The organism is Anaerotruncus rubiinfantis, from assembly GCF_900078395.1.
Taxonomy (GTDB): domain Bacteria; phylum Bacillota; class Clostridia; order Oscillospirales; family Ruminococcaceae; genus Anaerotruncus; species Anaerotruncus rubiinfantis.
The window spans coordinates 376,929-393,413 of the sequence record NZ_FKLA01000009.1; the positions used below are offsets into that span (position 1 = coordinate 376,929).

Annotated in this window: 18 protein-coding genes; all 18 read left to right on the forward strand. The window is 55.8% G+C overall.

Annotation, left to right across the window (positions count from 1 at the left end):
• The first annotated feature begins 6 nt into the window (after nucleotides 1–6).
• The gene (locus BN4275_RS07230) at nucleotides 7–672 is read left to right on the forward strand and encodes an AroM family protein (RefSeq protein WP_066456056.1); all 666 of its coding nucleotides are present in this window, start codon (nucleotides 7–9) and stop codon (nucleotides 670–672) included.
• Between the two features lie 56 nt (nucleotides 673–728).
• A complete protein-coding gene (locus tag BN4275_RS07235) occupies nucleotides 729–1,613 on the forward strand; it encodes an aminopeptidase (protein ID WP_242863606.1) in 885 nt (294 codons plus the stop codon).
• A 19-nt stretch (nucleotides 1,614–1,632) separates the two neighbouring features.
• Complete coding sequence (locus BN4275_RS07240; RefSeq protein ID WP_066456059.1) at nucleotides 1,633–2,484, forward strand: hypothetical protein; 852 nt, start codon at nucleotides 1,633–1,635, stop codon at nucleotides 2,482–2,484.
• 336 nt (nucleotides 2,485–2,820) lie between these two features.
• Entirely contained in the window at nucleotides 2,821–3,606 is a 786-nt protein-coding gene (locus BN4275_RS07245) for an IclR family transcriptional regulator (RefSeq protein ID WP_066456061.1), read from the forward strand.
• Between the two features lie 84 nt (nucleotides 3,607–3,690).
• Entirely contained in the window at nucleotides 3,691–4,659 is a 969-nt protein-coding gene (locus tag BN4275_RS07250) for a C-terminal binding protein (RefSeq protein ID WP_066456063.1), read from the forward strand.
• Between the two features lie 18 nt (nucleotides 4,660–4,677).
• Nucleotides 4,678–5,712: a 2-dehydro-3-deoxygalactonokinase gene (locus tag BN4275_RS07255; protein ID WP_066456065.1), complete on the forward strand. Its 1,035-nt coding sequence runs from the start codon at nucleotides 4,678–4,680 to the stop codon at nucleotides 5,710–5,712.
• 1 nt (nucleotide 5,713) lies between these two features.
• Nucleotides 5,714–6,604 (forward strand): dihydrodipicolinate synthase family protein, encoded by an 891-nt coding sequence (locus BN4275_RS07260; RefSeq protein ID WP_066456071.1) that lies wholly within the window; start codon nucleotides 5,714–5,716, stop codon nucleotides 6,602–6,604.
• A 54-nt stretch (nucleotides 6,605–6,658) separates the two neighbouring features.
• The gene (gene kduI, locus BN4275_RS07265; RefSeq protein ID WP_066456072.1) at nucleotides 6,659–7,489 is read left to right on the forward strand and encodes a 5-dehydro-4-deoxy-D-glucuronate isomerase; all 831 of its coding nucleotides are present in this window, start codon (nucleotides 6,659–6,661) and stop codon (nucleotides 7,487–7,489) included.
• 25 nt (nucleotides 7,490–7,514) lie between these two features.
• Entirely contained in the window at nucleotides 7,515–8,279 is a 765-nt protein-coding gene (locus tag BN4275_RS07270) for an SDR family oxidoreductase (protein WP_066456074.1), read from the forward strand.
• Between the two features lie 14 nt (nucleotides 8,280–8,293).
• Nucleotides 8,294–8,719: an HIT family protein gene (locus BN4275_RS07275; protein WP_242863607.1), complete on the forward strand. Its 426-nt coding sequence runs from the start codon at nucleotides 8,294–8,296 to the stop codon at nucleotides 8,717–8,719.
• Nucleotides 8,720–8,748: 29 nt separating this feature from the next.
• Complete coding sequence (locus BN4275_RS07280) at nucleotides 8,749–9,858, forward strand: TRAP transporter substrate-binding protein (protein WP_066456084.1); 1,110 nt, start codon at nucleotides 8,749–8,751, stop codon at nucleotides 9,856–9,858.
• Nucleotides 9,859–9,930: 72 nt separating this feature from the next.
• Nucleotides 9,931–10,410, forward strand: coding sequence for a TRAP transporter small permease (locus tag BN4275_RS07285; RefSeq protein ID WP_066456087.1), 480 nt, complete (start codon nucleotides 9,931–9,933; stop codon nucleotides 10,408–10,410).
• Between the two features lie 2 nt (nucleotides 10,411–10,412).
• Complete coding sequence (locus BN4275_RS07290) at nucleotides 10,413–11,705, forward strand: TRAP transporter large permease (protein WP_066456089.1); 1,293 nt, start codon at nucleotides 10,413–10,415, stop codon at nucleotides 11,703–11,705.
• Nucleotides 11,706–11,933: 228 nt separating this feature from the next.
• Entirely contained in the window at nucleotides 11,934–12,599 is a 666-nt protein-coding gene (locus tag BN4275_RS07295; protein ID WP_066456091.1) for a GntR family transcriptional regulator, read from the forward strand.
• Nucleotides 12,600–12,723: 124 nt separating this feature from the next.
• Nucleotides 12,724–13,812: a mandelate racemase/muconate lactonizing enzyme family protein gene (locus BN4275_RS07300; protein ID WP_066456094.1), complete on the forward strand. Its 1,089-nt coding sequence runs from the start codon at nucleotides 12,724–12,726 to the stop codon at nucleotides 13,810–13,812.
• A gap of 2 nt (nucleotides 13,813–13,814) precedes the next feature.
• Nucleotides 13,815–14,831 carry a zinc-dependent alcohol dehydrogenase gene (locus BN4275_RS07305; RefSeq protein WP_066456096.1) on the forward strand — a complete coding sequence of 339 codons (1,017 nt, stop codon included), beginning with the start codon at nucleotides 13,815–13,817 and terminating at the stop codon, nucleotides 14,829–14,831.
• 14 nt (nucleotides 14,832–14,845) lie between these two features.
• Nucleotides 14,846–15,619 (forward strand): SDR family NAD(P)-dependent oxidoreductase, encoded by a 774-nt coding sequence (locus tag BN4275_RS07310; protein WP_066456098.1) that lies wholly within the window; start codon nucleotides 14,846–14,848, stop codon nucleotides 15,617–15,619.
• Between the two features lie 13 nt (nucleotides 15,620–15,632).
• On the forward strand, nucleotides 15,633–16,442 hold the full coding sequence (locus BN4275_RS07315) for a sugar phosphate isomerase/epimerase family protein (RefSeq protein WP_066456099.1): 810 nt from the start codon (nucleotides 15,633–15,635) through the stop codon (nucleotides 16,440–16,442).
• Nucleotides 16,443–16,485 lie beyond the last annotated feature (43 nt).

A 16,485-nucleotide genomic window follows, 5' to 3' on the forward strand; every position in this document is an offset into this window, starting at 1 on the left:
ACACCTATGCGGAAATTGATCGGGGCGATTACTATCGGGCAGTCCCCGCGTGACGATGTGGTTCCGGAGATGGAAGCGCTGCTGGACGGCGTGACCTTTTTACAGTCGGGGGTGTTGGACGGCCTGACAAAGGACGAAATCGCGGCGCTTGCCCCAACGGCTGGAGAGGAGCTGCTGGTTTCCCGCCTGCGGGACGGAGGCTGGGTCCGGATGGGGGAAGGAAAAATCCTCCCCATCGTACAGCACAGGATTGACGCGCTGCAAAAGCAGGGCGTGGAGCTCATTGTGCTGCTCTGTACCGGGAAGTTTCCAGACGTCTTTTGTTCACAGGTGCCGCTCATCTTCCCGCAGAGGCTGCTTTACGGCGTGGCGCCGCATCTGGCGGAGCATATCGGGGTGGTGAATCCCGACGCGGGGCAGCTCGCACAGTGCCGGGAAAACTGGGGCGCGGTCGCCAAAAAGGTGACCGCGGTCAGCGCAAACCCGTATGAAGGGGCCGCCGGGTTGGAGGATGCCGCCGCGCGGCTTGTGGAGGCGGGTGCGCAGATCTGTGTGCTCGACTGCATTGGCTACAGCCGGGAGATGAAGGAGCGGCTGCGCGCGTTGACCGGGCTGCCGGTGATTCTGCCGCGCACGCTGCTCGCGCGGGTGCTTGCTGAGATGACAGACTGAAAAAGCCGGGGCGGGGAATTGACCCGTTCCGGCTTTCTCTGGAAAGGAAGGAAAACGTGGACCTATTTGATGCTGCAAAAAAGGTGTTGGAAAATAACATGGGGGTAAAGCCCGGGGAACCGGTGCTGATCGTCACCGACGACGAGAAACTCCCAATCGGGCAGGCGCTCTACCGGGCGGCGTGCGCGCTGGGCGCCGAGGCCGCGCTTGCTGTAACGCCGCCCGCGCCGGTGGTCTGCCCGACCGCCCAGTCGATCACCCACACGGCGGCCCGCATTGAAGCGGTCAAGTCCGGCGCGCGGGTGGCGACCATGCCCGGCATCACCGAAAAGATGTTCCGGGAGGGCGCGATCACGGCCGATTACGCGCGGGTGCGGGAGCTCACGGTGCGGCTGACCGAATTGCTGACCCGCGCGGAGCGGGCGGTGCTTGAGAAAAACGGCCGCACCTTGACTTTGGCGCTCGGCGGCCGGAACGGGATTCCCAGCACCGGGATCTACCGCAATGCGGGAGAAAGCGGGAACCTGCCGTCGGGCGAAGCGTATATCGCGCCGCTTGAGGACGGTTCGGACGGGACAATGGAGATCGACGGATCGATGGTAGGAATCGGAAAGCTCGACAGCCCGCTTACCATCACGGTGGAAAAAGGCAGGCTTCGTGAAATTTCCGGTCAGGGCGCGGAGAAGCTTGCGGTGCTTTTCGAGAACGAACAGAACGGCACCCTCTGCGAGCTTGGGATCGGCACGAATGAAAAGGCGGCCCTCTGTGGGATCGTCCTGGAGGACGAAAAGGTTTATGGCACCGTGCATCTGGCGTTCGGGACCAATCTTTCGTTCGGCGGCACCGTGAAGGCGGGATGCCATCTGGACGGCGTAATCCTGCGCCCCACGCTGTCGCTTGATGGAATGACGGTGCTGCGGAATGGAGAATTTCAATTGTAAATGGAGGACAGGCGAAAAAATGACCTATATCCAGTTTTTTCTCACGGTGAACGATGGAAAATGGCTGATTGCGCAGGCGATCAGCCGGATGGAGGCGGTGCGCCATGCCTTCCAATACGGCAAACTGGCCCTCAAAGGCGGGACCACGGTCTCCTGCCTTTCTGAAATCCTTGACCCAGAGCAGAAACTGCGCATCTGCGGCCGGATGACTCCGCGCGGCGCGGTTTCCGCGAAAAAGGACACAAACGCGCCGCATACCCTGCTCTGGTCGGAAGGGCGGGCGGTCAATCTGGACGGGACAGTGGACGACGCGCTTCTCGAATTGGGACCGGAGGACATTCTGGTCACCGGCGCGAACCTGATCGACAGCGCGGGCGGAGCCGCCATGCTGGCCGGGAGCCCAGGTGGGAACCGGTGCGGGAAGGCAGTTTCCGCGATGACAGCGGAAGGATTTCGGGTGATCATCGCGGCCGGGCTCGAAAAGCTGATCCCCGGCAGCGTGCAGGATGCCATCCGGGCGGCCCGCCGCAAGGGGATTGATGCCGCGATGGGGATGGCCTGCGGACTGTTCCCGGTCTATGGGGAACTGGTCACCGAACTCACCGCGATCCGGATGCTGGCCGGCGTGCAGGCGGAGGTCATCGGGCGCGGAGGGATTTTTGGCGCGGAGGGCGGAACCCTGTTCCAGGCGTGGGGCGAAGCGGGGGAGCTGCAAAAGCTGGCCGACGCGGTGAAATGGTGCCGGGGGCGCCCGATCGCGGGCGAGCCGGAAAGCCTGTCTGAATGCAGCCACCCTTCCCCCGGATGCGGGTATCACCTGTCCTGCGCTTACTGCAAAAAGAACCGGGAACACGAGGTGGGACTGCTCTGAGCCGGAGAATTTTTGATGTATTGTATAAAAGGAAAAGGCTGCGCCGCATAAAACGGCGCAGCCTTTTTTCTTTTCCGCAAATGCGTTGACTTTCGGGCCTCACAATGCCAATCAAGTGCTTATAACCAGTTTGTTGCGCACAATAAAACTGAATTTTATAATAAATGTCTAATGAAAACAGGAAAAAAGACGGAAATGCCAAATTTTTTACTTTCCGGCCTTTTTTCAGATAAATGTGGTTGCGCCGAAAAATTCGGTATGTTAAGATGGGGCTAAAGAAAAATGAAATATAATTTTATTACATAAAACTAACAATAACGACATAGAGGAAACATCATGGATAACGATTATACGATTGCCGCAGTGGATCGGGCATTGAAAATCCTCAAGCTGTTTGATGCAAACCATTCCAAAATGACCCTTATTGAGGTCAGCAGCCTTTCGGGACTCAACAAGAGCAGTGTGCTGCGCATCCTTTATACATTGCGGCAGAACGATTTCATCAAATATGACGAACGCACGAAGGAATATTCTCTCGGACTCTCGGTTTTCAAGCTGGGCAACTGCGCCTACTATTCGATGGATATCAGCAAAATTTCCAAACCCTATCTGCACGCCATTGCCAACAAAACCGATATGGTCATCCATCTGGGCGTGATGGAGCAGGAGTCGGTGGTGATCATAGCGAAGGTCTATCCGGACAAGGAAATTGTCTGGCCGCGGTTTCGCTCTAATGTGGGCGGGATTATGCCCGCTTACTGCACCGGGATCGGACGGCTCTTCCTGGCGCACCTGAGCCCGGAAAAGCTGGAATATTATTTTGAGCATGTGGAGCTGAAACGCTTTACCCCGACGACCGTCACCGCGCGTGAGGAACTGGATGCCCTGATTGCGGCGGCGCGGGAAAACAATGTGGATTTCTGTGACTGTGAGCATGAAGCCTATATTTACAGCATCAGCGCCCCCATTTACGATATCAGCGGCAAGATGATCGCGGGCGTGAGCATCGGCGGCTTCCGGGAGATGTTCACAGATGAAGTCATCCGGGATTCGGTGGAACTCGTCAAAAGTGTGGGATGCAAAATTTCCAGGGACTTCGGCTATGAAGGAGAATACCGCTGACAGAACACGCGGCTGATGATGTATTTAATTTTTAGGATAATAATAAAACTTAGTTTTATACAATGAAACTAATGGAGGTGCGTGATGAAGGTTGTCATTACTGATTACTGGTACGAATCCCTCTGTATGGAGAAGGCGGAGTTTGCAAAACTCCCCGGACTCACCCTGTGTGAGTACCAGTGCAAGGATGAGGAAACGCTGGTGGATCTGGTGCGGGACGCGGATGCGGTGGTCGTCCAGTTCGCTCCGATCACCAAAAGGGTCATCGATGCCATGGAGCGCTGCAAGCTGATCGTCCGGTATGCCATCGGGGTGGACAACATCGATGTGGATGCGGCCACCGCGAGGGGGATCTATGTGGCGAATGTGCCGGACTATGGGATTGATGAGGTTTCCAACCACGCGGTCACCCTGCTGCTCGCGCTGAGCAAGATGCTCATTCCCATGGCGGATGCGGTGAAGGCCGGCCGCTGGGATTATACCACGGTCAAACCGCTTTTCCGAATGCGTGGGAAGACCCTGGGATTGGTGGGATTCGGGCGCATCCCGGTGATGGTGGCGGAAAAAATGCGGGGCTTCGGCGTGAAGATGCTCTGCTATGACCCCTATGTGAACGCGCAGGCGGCCAGGGATCTGGGCGTGACCCCGGTGGATCTGGATACGCTGCTGGAAGAATCCGACTACATTTCTATCCATTGCCCGCTCAATGATACAACCCGGCACATGTTTGGCGACGCGCAGTTCGGCCGGATGAAGCCGGGTGCCATCCTCGTCAATACCGCGCGCGGCGCGGTGGTGGATGAACAGGCGCTCATCCGGGCGCTTCAGGAAAAGAAGATCGCGGCGGCCGGCCTGGACGTGCTGGAACGCGAACCGATTGCGCCGCAAAGCCCGCTGCTTTCGATGCCGAATGTGATTGTGACGCCGCATGCCGCCTGGTACAGTGAGGACGCCACGCTGACCCTGCAACGAATGGTGGGTGAAGAGGTGGTTCGGGTGCTTTCCGGCAACCCGCCAAAGAACCTTGTCAACAAGACACTTTTGGAAAGATGAAAAGGAGAGGGTTAGCGTATGTTTGCCGTGATCGACTGCGGAACCACGAATACCCGGATCTTTCTGCTGGATGACCGACAGAAGATGATCGCCCAGGGGGCCAAAAAGGTGGGGGTGCGGGACACCTCCATCACCGGTTCCCGCGAAACGCTGAAAACCGGCGTGGAGGAACTTTACCGCTCCGTTTTGCAGGAGCATGGGATCGATGGGAAGCAGGTGCGTTTCGCCATTGCTTCCGGCATGATCACCTCGGAGATTGGGCTCATGGAGATCCCGCACCTGGTGGCGCCCTGCGGACTTGCGGAGCTGTCCGGACAGGTTGAGGTTGTCAATGATCCGGCGGTGCTGGATATCGGCGTGCCGGTCTGCTTCATCCGGGGAGTGCGCAACGACTATGGGGATAACGCCACCGCCGCCGACCTGCGGAGGGTGGATTTCATGCGCGGGGAGGAGGTCCAGTGCATGGGAATCCTCACGGAGATGAATCCCGAGCTCCCAGTGAATATCGTGGTGCTTTCCTCCCACACCAAACTGATCCACATTGATGCCGGCGGAAGGATCGCCAGCAGCCTCACCAGCATGAGCGGCCAGATTTTTGAAGCGCTCAAAAATTCCACAAATGTGGGAAAAAGCATCGTCGCCTGCGGCGGGGAGGAGCCGGGAGGATACTCCTTTGAAGAGCTGGTGGAAATCGCGCGGGACTGTGTGGAGAACGCGGGCTTTGTGCGCACGATGCTCATGCCGCGGTTCATGCAGGTGCTGCTCAAAACCGACAGCGACGAACGCAGGCTTTTTGTGGACGCGGCTATCGCGGTGGACGATATGAAGGCCTTCCGGGAATTCAAAAACCAGGGCTATGACGCAAAAAGATATATCCTGTTTGGGCACGAATCCCGCTGCAGGCTGTATACCTATCTGATCCATACATATTTTGGCCAACAGGTGCAGGTGCAGAGCATCTACGACCAGAAGGCAATCGCGGAACTGACGGTCAAGGGCGCCATCGCGGCGGCAGCCAGGATCCTGAATGATAAAGAAGAAAGAGGGAATTAGCATGTATCGTATGAAAGGGGTCATCCCCCCAATGATCACACCGTTTTTGGAAAATGGCGAGGTGGATTACGAAGGACTCGTCACGCTGGTGCGCTTTTTGAAAGAACAGGTCGACGGCCTGTTCATCACCGGCTCGTACGGCTCCACAGCGCTGCTCCAGCCGGACGAACGCAAAAAGATCGCCGAAGTGGTGATGGATACGGTGGACGGCAGGATTCCGGTCATTGTCCATGTGGGCACCGCCGACTCCAAAACGGCGGCGGATCTGGCATCCCATGCCAAAAGCCTGGGCGTTGCCGCAGTGTCCGCGGTGGGACCATTCTATTATAAACACAACGCGGACAGCATCTGCCAGTTTTATAAAGAAATTGTGGCGGCCGCAGGCCCGGAACTGCCGGTATATGTCTACAACAATGTGAGTTTCCAGGGCTACCTGATGGAGCTGCCGCTCATCCGCCGTCTGAAAGAAGAGGCGGGGGTCAGCGGCATCAAGGACGCCACCTTTGATATCATGGCGCACGCGAATTATATCCGTACCCTCAAGGACGAACGGTTTGACGTCGCCTCCGGCACAGAGGCCATGTGGCTGCAGTCACGTGTGCTGGGTACCGAGGCGTTCATTCCGGGGCTGGGCAACGCTTTCCCGGAAATCTGCAAAAAGATGTGGACCGAAGGGATGGAGGGACGCTATGAAGAATGCCGCAAAACCCAGTTTATGATCAATGAGGTGCGGGATATCATGTACCTGGCCCGATCCACCCAGCTCGCTATCTACGCCATGCTGGAGATCCGCGGTATCCTCACCTGTTATCCGCGCAGCCCGTTCATCCCGGCCACCGCGGAGGAAAAAGGGAAAATCAAGGCCCGGCTGACCCAGCTCGGGCTCCTGTAAATATCATCTGTACGCCACATAAGACCAGACATCGGAAAATGAGGAGGAACCCGTATGGAAATCAAGTACAGCATTTCCCCGTTCGAACTGAAAACCCTGAACACCCGCGAAATGCGGGACCGCATCCTGATCGAGAAGGTTTTTGCCCCGGATGAGGCGGCGCTCACCTATTCCTTTGACGAACGGTTCATCCTGGGCGGGATCATGCCTGTCCATAAGGAGATCAAACTGGAGCCCGCGGATGAAATCCGGCAGGAATATTTCCTGAGGACACGCGAGCTGGGTCTCATCAACATCGGCGGAGCAGGGACGGTTACGGCGGACGGCGAAAGTTTTGCGGTCGGCTTTGAGGAAGGGATGTATATCGGCTGCGAAACCAAAGAGGTCTCCTTCCAAAGCGCGGACCCGGAAAATCCCGCCAAGTTTTACATCACCAGCGCGCTGGCGTTCAAAAAGTATCCAACCGTCAAAATTACCGCGGACATGGTTTCAAACAATCCCTGCGGCTCGAAAGAAGGGGCCAGCGAACGGATCGTCAAAAAATACATCCACAAGGACGGCGTCAAAAGCTGTCAGCTCATGATGGGGATCAACTCGGTCCAGCCGGGCAGCGTATGGAATACCCTGCCCACCCACACCCATAAACGCCGGGTGGAATGTTTCATGTACTATAAAATCCCGGAGAACGATTTCTATATCGAAGTGATCGGAGAACCGGAGGAAAGCCGCCACATTGTCATCCGGAACGAACAGGCGATCGTCTCGGCCGCCTGGCAGATGCACTTTGGCGTCGGGACCTGCTGCTACGACTTCATCTGGGCCATGGCTGGTGAAAATCAGGAATTCCCCGACATGGACGTCGTGCCAATGACACAGGTCAAATAAAACCGCTCTATTAGGGGGAAAAACCATGTTTATGGACCGTTTTTCATTGGAAGGAAAGGTGGCGGTGGTCACCGGCTCCGCCACCGGGATCGGACGCGGGATCGCCTGGGGATTGGCCCAGGCGGGCGCGTCGATCGTGGGCGTTTACCATTCCCATCAGCCCGATGAGCTGGAAAACAGAATCCGGAAAATCGGCGGGCAGTTTTATGGGATACAGGCCGACCTGACCGATATGTCCCAGGTAAGCGGGATCATCCCGCGGGCGGTGGAACATTGCGGCCGGCTGGATATCCTGGTCAACGACGCGGGCATCTGCCCCAGGGGCACGATCTTTGATTTTTCTCAGGAGGATTGGGACCGCACCGCGCAGCTCAATCAAAAGGTGGTCTATTTCCTTTCCCAGGCGGCGCTCAACCAGTTCCGTAAGCAGGGATCGCGGGGGAAGATCATCAACATTGCCTCGATGCTTTCATTTGTGGGCGGTGTGCGTGCCAGTGCCTACACCGCGTCCAAGCACGCGGTGGTGGGGATCACCAAAGCGATGGCAAGCGAAGCGGGTGAATACGGTATCAATGTCAATGCGATCGCGCCCGGCTGGATCAGCACCAACCTTGCCAAGCCGATCATGGCCGACAAGGGCCGCAACGATTCGATCATTTCCCGGCTGCCTGCCGGGGATTGGGGGGATCCGGACGATCTGATGGGAACCGCGGTGTATCTGGCCTCCCCGGCGTCCGACTATGTGCATGGCGCGGTCATCCCGGTGGACGGCGGATACCTCACAAGATGACAGGAGGGATTATTTTGAATTGCCTTTACTGCGAAAAGGGGGAAAAGCTTGAAAGCTTTACTCTGAAGATCTGTGAACTGAAGACCACTATCCTCTATCTGTTCAAGGAACAGAGCTACCGCGGGCGGGTGGTGCTGGTTCTAAAGCGCCATGCGGAGGAGCTATTTGAGCTGACAAGGCAGGAACAGGAGGACTTTATCGCGGATCTGTGCCTCGTGACGAAAGCCGCGTCAAACCTGTTTGCGGCCGATAAAATCAACTGCGGCATGTATGGGGACACGGTGAAGCACCTGCATGTACATGTGGTGCCGAAAAAAGAGGGAAAACTCGATTGGAACGGCATCCCGCAGATGAATCCCAACCAGGTTTACCTGACTGATGAGGAATATGAGGAGATGATCAGGGCTTACCGGGATTACATCGCTTCAAAACAGGACTGATTTGCTGAGATTGATGAAGGAGAATGATTATGAACAAATCGTATAAACGGCTGACCTCTCTGCTGGCGATCATCGTAATGTTTGCTGTTGCCGTAAGCGGATGCGTCTCCGGCGCCACCGTTTCCTCCTCCACTGCGCCCGCGAACGCGCCGGCCTCCCAGCCCGCCGCTTCGGCTGGAAGCGAAGCCCCCTCCGGGGATGCGGCTTCGGACAGCGGGACCGACCCGGTGGTAACCCTGACTTTGGGCCACGTGCAGTCCGCGGAGGAAAATGTGGCGACCATCTTCTCTGAAGCGTTTAAAGAAGCCTGTGCCAAACGCAACATCCAGGTTGACATCTTCCCGGGCTCGCAGCTCGGAAACAGCCGTGACCTGATGGAAGGCCTGCGCATGGGCACGATCGATCTGAACGTCACCGGCACCGCCGACTATTCCAAACTCTGCTCCGACCTCGGCGTACTGGATCTGGCATATATCTGGAAGAATTACGACCAGATGTTCGCCGTGCTGGACGGTGAAATCGGTCAGACGCTGGCCCAAAAGCTGTTGGATGAATCCGGTGTGCGTATCCTTGGCTACAGCGCGTCCTTTGGCTCCCGGTGCGTTGTCACAGTCGGCGATAAGGTGTTCACCAATCTGGACGAGGCTAAGAAACTGAATCTCAAAGTCCGCACCATTGAATCCCCGGTCTATATTGGTTCGATGCAGGCGATGGGCATGAACCCCACGCCGATGGGCTTCAGCGAAATCTATACCGCCCTGCAGACCCATGTCATCGACGGCTACGAGCATGATGCGGATACCACGCTGGCCAACGGCTTCGACGAAGTCGCGAAGAACTTCATGCTCACCAACCATATGAACGGCCCGATCGCCCTTTATATGTCCGAGAAATCCTTTGAGAAGCTGGACGAAAAGGTCCGGCAGGATATCCTGGAAGCGGGACGGGAAGCCGCGGCCGTGCATCGTGAAACCGCCCCGGTTAAGGAAAAGGAGAAACTGGAAGAACTGAAATCCACCGGTATGAATGTGGTCGAGGTGGATACCGAAAGCTTCGCCGCCGCCTGTAACGAGTTTAACAAGTCCTACTGTGCCGAAAACGGCCTGACCGAATATTACGAAAAGATCATCGCTCAGTGACGCTGCGGCACGTGACATGCCATTGCGGCGGCCTGTACAAACGGGCCGCCGCGCCGAAAGAGGGAAATGTTTATGAATAAGGTTGCAAATGTGGTTGACAAAGTGGTCTGCGCCCTGCTGGTAATCTTCTTCGCACTGATCCTGCTGGTGGGTACGGCGCAGATCATCTCCCGGTATTTTTTCAGCATGCCAATCGTCTGGGCGGATGAGCTGTCCAAATATTTGTTCCTGTGGATGGTCATGATCGGGGCGGCGTACGGAGTCCGCCTGAAAAAACATGTCGTGGCGGATGTTCTGATCACAAAGTTCAACCCGGGGCTCAAAAAGGCGGTAGGATTGGCCGTCGACCTGCTCTCGGTATTTCTGTTCGGGGTGTTTATCGCCTACACGCCGAAAATGATGCGGCTGGCTGCGGGGGAAATCTCCAGCACGGTGCGCATCCCATTGAGCTATGTTTATCTGGGCGTCCTGGTGGGCGCGGTGCTGATGCTGTTTTATACCCTGGTGGATATGTATGGGAAATATGTGAAAAAGACGGCAATGGAGGGATAACTTTGCTTCCGATCCTTTTTGTATCTTTTGTGGTTTTGCTGCTGCTCGGAGCCCCCATTGCATACAGTATGGGGCTCGCCTCCATCTTTGCGCTTCTGTTCGGCGGCGCGGGTTTTCCGCTGGAGGTTGTGGTTCAGCGCACCTATAACCTGCTGGACAGCTACTCCCTGCTGGCAATCCCCTTTTTCATTGTCAGCGGGGAGCTGATGAGTTCCGGCGGGATTTCCAAGCGTCTGGTGCAGTTTGCCTCGGACGCGGTGGGGCACTTCCGTGGAAATATGGCGCAGGTTTCGATCCTTTCCAGCATGATATTCGCGGGCGTTTCCGGTTCCTCGGTCGCGGATGCGGCGGCGTGCGGATCGATCCTGATCCCCGCCATGCGCAGCAAGGGTTATGATAAGGGCTGGACGGCAGCCTTGCAGGCGTCCGCCGCGACGATGGGGCCGATTATCCCGCCGAGCATGAATATGATCATCTACGGATCGCTCACCGGCGTGTCGATCGGCGCGCTGTTCATGGGCGGGGTGATTCCGGGTGTTTTGATCGGTGTGTCGATGATGTGCCTGGTGATCTTTCTGAGCACCCGCCCGAAGTTTGGATACCTGCGGGCATCCGGAAAATTTGTGGGTTTTAAAAAGCTGTGGACCAGCTTTAGACATGCGATCCTGGCGCTGTTTATGCCGGTGATCATCATTGGAGGGATCATCTCCGGCATCTTTACCGCCACCGAGGCCGGGATCGCGGCAACGGTCTACGCCCTGTTTGTCGGCATGTTTGTCTATAAGGAAATTCGGCTGAAAGATCTGGGCAGGATCTTTGTAAACGCCGCGCTCACCTCCTCCACGGTGCTGCTGATCGCCGGGCTGGCCGGCCCGTTCGGCTGGCTGATGGGAATCGTCCAGTTCCCGCAGAAGACGGTGGCCATGCTGACCACGCTGAGCGATAATCCGATCATCATCCTGCTGCTGATCATCCTGTTTTTGCTGGTGCTGACCTGCTTTGTGGAGGTACTCGCAGCCATGATCCTGGTGGCGCCGGTGCTTGTCCAGGTGTGCTCCACCTATTCCTTCCACCCGATTTACTTTGGGGTGATCGTGGTGATCGCGCTGCTGATTGGGCAGGTGACGCCGCCGGTCGGGGTTCTCCTGTATGTGACATCGGGGATCGCGGAATGCAAATTCAGCGAGATCTGCCGCCATATCTGGCCGTTTATCATCCTTCTGGCCACGGTCGTACTGCTCTGTGTGTTTTTCCCGCCTCTGGTGACCTTCCTGCCGTCGCTGCTGATGAACTGAGGGGCAGGGTACTGCAACAAAGCCAAAAAAGCTGTCCGGCTTAGCCGGGCAGCTTTTCATTTAAAAATGGATCTGCGGCTTTAAAAATTTGAATTGTAAAAAAATTTGACGTTTTTTTGTTTCTTTTGCGAATTGTTTTTTCAATTTTAAGGGCTATACTTAAGACATCAGCGATAGATATATCAGATATATATAAGATGAATACCTTGAAATATATGAGGGTGAAGTATGACGAGCGGCAAAACAGACTTGGCTTATGCGGAGATCAAAAAGAAAATACTGAGCGGAGCTCTCCCGCCCTTGAGCGACATTTCCGAAGATGCCCTGCAAAAGGAGCTGGAGATCAGCCGCACCCCCATACGGGAAGCGGTTCAGCGCCTGCAGAAGGAAGGGTTTGTCTATATCTATCCGCGCAAGGGGACGATCGTCAGCGAGGTTACCCCGGATCTGGTGCATGAAATCTACCAGATGCGTGAACTGAATGAACCGGCCATTGCCTGCGAAGCTTGCAAGCGGATTCAGCGCGACTGGCTGCTGATCCGGCGCAATGCTTTCGCCAATCCGCCGGAAGGGCTGACCGAACAGGAGCTGATCCAGTATTTCATTGAATACGACAGCGAACTGCATATGAGCCTGCTGGATTACTGCAACAACCGTTTTCTGCGCAATATCATGACGATCGTTTATGACCACAGCCAGAGACTGCGTATCAAAACATCCCGGCCGACTCATAAAGAGCAGGATAATGCAACTCAGGAACATATCGACATTATCGACGCGTTGCTTTCACAGGATCAGGAGCGGGTACGCAACGCTGTGCTGGAACATATCCGCAGTTCCCGCAAGATTTCGATTGGGTACTATAAATTTCAGGAGATTCTGGAGACTTTTTAAGAGACCCATTCTCTGCAATAATCAGATATATCAGTTGAATATTTAATTTATATCACAAGAAAATTAGCATGATAAAACATTAACAATAAATGTTAAAATTGTGCAAAGTTTTAGGAGGCAAACAATGAAACACAGCATCAAAGACGTAAAGATCTACAGCGCGGTTTCCACCCTCACCAAGCCGATCGCAGATTCCACCCATACGATCAGCAAAATCGCATTCTATGTGCTGGAAGTCGAGCTCGAGAGCGGCGTGACAGGACAGGGTTATCTGCTTTCGTTCCACTATTCCCCCGGTGCGATCGAGGGAGCGCTCAAAGACCTTAAAAAATTTGTGCTGGAGCACGGTTATCAGGCCTATGAGACGGTAAAGGTCAAAATGGACTACGACAAGGAAGCGGAATATTTCGGCCATGAAGGAATCCAAAAATGGGCGATCGCAACATTGAACGTCGCCATGTGGGACGCCTGGGGCAAAACGCTCGGCACGCCGGTTCATAAAATCCTCGGGGCCAGCGTGCAGAAGATCCCGGTTTACGGCAGCGGCGGCTGGATCTCCTATTCGGACGAGGAGCTGCTCGAAGAGGTGCTTGATTATAAATCCCGCGGATTCACCGCTGTGAAGATCAAGGTCGGCTCGAAGGACGGCGTTGCTCACGACCTGCACCGTCTCAAAAAGTGCCGTGAGGCGCTGGGTGACGGTGTGAAGATTATGATGGACGCAAATCAGGGCATGGATGTCCCGACCGCGCTGGAACTGGCGGAAAAAGCCCGCGGCATCGGTATCCAGTGGTTCGAGGAGCCGGTTGTGCACAACGACTTCGCCGGATACGAGCTGCTGCGCAGCAAATGCGGCATTGCGCTTGCCATGGGCGAACGCGAATATAACTGCGAGGCGCTCAAGGCGCTGATTGCCCGCAACGCCCTCGATATGTGGCAGCCCGATCTGATCCGCATCGGCGGCGTGGAAGAATGGCGCAACTCGGTCGCGCTGGCCAACGCTTATGGCATCCCGGCGCTGCCGCACTACTACAAGGATTACGACGTGCCGCTGCTCTGCACCGTCCCGAAAGTCTACGGCGCTGAGTCGTTCGACTGGATCGACGGCATCATCGACAATACCATGCGGATCGAAAACGGTTACGCTTATCCCCGCGAAGGCGCGGGCTGGGGCTTTACCTTTAAGGAAGAGTTCCTGAAGGAGGTCAAATAACCGTGAAGGCTTTACAGGTTTTCGCACCGAATGAGATGCGTTTGGTCGAAACGGAAATCCCGGCGATCAAACACGACACCCAGGTGCTGGTCCGGATCACAGCGGCCGGGATCTGCGGTTCGGATGTACATATCCTGCACGGTTCGCATCCCTATGTCACCTATCCCCGCATCATTGGCCATGAGGGCTGCGGCATCGTTGAGAAAACCGGCGCGGCGGTTGCCGATCTCAAAGTGGGTGACGGGGTGGTCATCGAACCGATCCGCGGCTGCGGCAGATGTTATGCCTGCCGCCACGGAAAATATAATATCTGCCCGGACATCGTGGTCGCGGGCGTGCATGAGGACGGAACCTTTGCGGAATATATGGTGGTTGACCGCAGCCAGCTGCACAAATACGATCCCAGCCTAACGCCGGTGCAGGCGGCGGTCGCCGAGCCCTATACCGTTGGCGCGCAGGCCAACTACCGTGCGGACACCTTGCCGGGTGACCTCGTACTGGTGCATGGAGCCGGCCCAATCGGGCTCATTGTCTGCGACATCGCACATACGCGCGGCGCGACAGTCATCGTTTCAGAGGTCAATGAGAAGCGGCTCGGGATGGCCCCCTGTTTCGGTGCAAAATATACGGTCAACCCCATGAAAGAGGACCTGGGCGCACGCGTCATGGAGATTTCCGGCGGAGAAGGCGCAAACGTCATCTTCGAGGCCTCCGGCGTCCCCAAGCTTACCGAACAGTCGATCGGGCTGCTTTCTCCCGGCGGGCGGTTTGTGCCGATGACCTTTGGCGCGCAGCCAATTCCTGTAAATTTCATGCCGGTCAACAAGAATGAGATCACCATCGCGGGCACTCGTAACCAGAATGGGAAATTTCCGGATATTGTCGCATCGCTTCCGGGCAGAATCGATCGGATTGACCGGCTGGTCACCCATGTGTTCCCGATCACAGAATATCAAAAGGCGTTTGACACGCTGGCCGACAGGGACAGCGGCGCCTGTAAGGTTGTCCTTACGTTTTGAAGGAGGAGTATCCCATGAACAGCACAGAATTTGTCAACAGCCTGTTTAACCTGGAAGGCCATGTCGGAATTGTGACCGGCGCGTCCCGCGGAATCGGCGCGGGGATTGCCCGCATCATCAGCCAGGCCGGCGCGACCGTCTATGATCTCGATGTCGGAGAACCCGCGGATGAAGAACAATTCAATGAAAAGGTCCGCTTTGTGAAGGTCGATCTCACCGACCGCGCAGCTTGTAAAAAAGTGATCGAGGAAATTGTCGCAAAGGAAGGCCAGCTAGATTTTCTCATCAACAATGCGGGCATCACACATAAGCAGCGCGCAGAGGAATTTGACATGGACCGCTATAAAAAAATCCAGGACATCAACCTGGAAACCCTGTTCGAGCTTTGCCGGATGTGTTATCCTTACCTCAAACAGTCCAAATACATCGGACGGATTCTGAGCATCTCCTCTATGGGCGCGCATATGGGATTTAACGGCGTTGTGCCTTACTGCATCACCAAATCCGGCGTGCTGGGCCTTACCCGCGGGCTGGCCACGGAATGGGCCCATGACAATATCCTCGTCAACAGCGTAGCGCCAGGCTGGGTGCTGACCAAGCTCAATGCCGATATGTTTGAAAAGAACCCTGACCGAAAGGAAGCCGCATGGCGCAAGTTCCCGATGGACCGTTTTGGCACGCCGGAGGACATCGGAAATATGATGCTGTTTTTGCTTTCCGGCGCTTCCACCTATCTGACCGGACAGGACTTTGCGGTTGACGGCGGCGCGCTCGCCTACGGATTCTAAGGAGGAGAACAAAATGAAACTTGCAGTCACAGGAAAGAACCAGGCCGGGAAGTTTGCGCCGCTTGTATTCCGCGGAAGCTACGACGAGATGATCCCGGCAGCGGCCCAAATCGGCTATGATGCCATGGAACTGCATATCCACAATTCGGCCGAGCTCGACCGTGCGGCGCTCAAAAAACTTTTTGACGAAAATGGAATCACCCTTTCCTCGATCGGGACCGGTTCGGCCTACGCCGAGGACCACCTGAGCCTTTCGAGCGACGACCCGGACAGCCGCCGCGGGGCGGTGGAACGGATGAAGGATCACATCGTCACCGCGCAGGACTACGACGCGGTCGTGATCATCGGGCTTATCAAGGGAATGATCCGGGACGCTTCCAGCAAAGAGGCCTGCATGCGGCATCTCTCCGAGAGCCTGCATGAGCTGGTGGATTTTGCCAAGGCGCATAAAGTTGTGCTGGTGCTGGAAATTCTCAACCGTTACGAGAGTGATTTTCTCAATACGATTGCGGAAGGCGTGGAATTTATCAAGGATTACGATACCGATTACCTCAAACTGCACATCGATACCTATCATATGAACATTGAAGAAACCCATCCAGGGGAAAATATCCGCGCCGCCAGGGGGCTCATCGGTCACTGTCATATCGCGGATAGCGATCGCTGGTATGCGGGTCACGCCCACTATGATTTCAAAGAAACGGTGCGGGCCCTGCGCGACATCGGCTACGACCGCGCGCTTTCGGTCGAATCGTTCCTATTCCCCAATTCCGAAGAGTCTGCAAGGCGTTCCTTTGAAACATTAAAGGAAGCGTGCAAATAAATATCCGTTTAAAAAGGGAAAATGTAAAGTTTTCAGAAAGAAG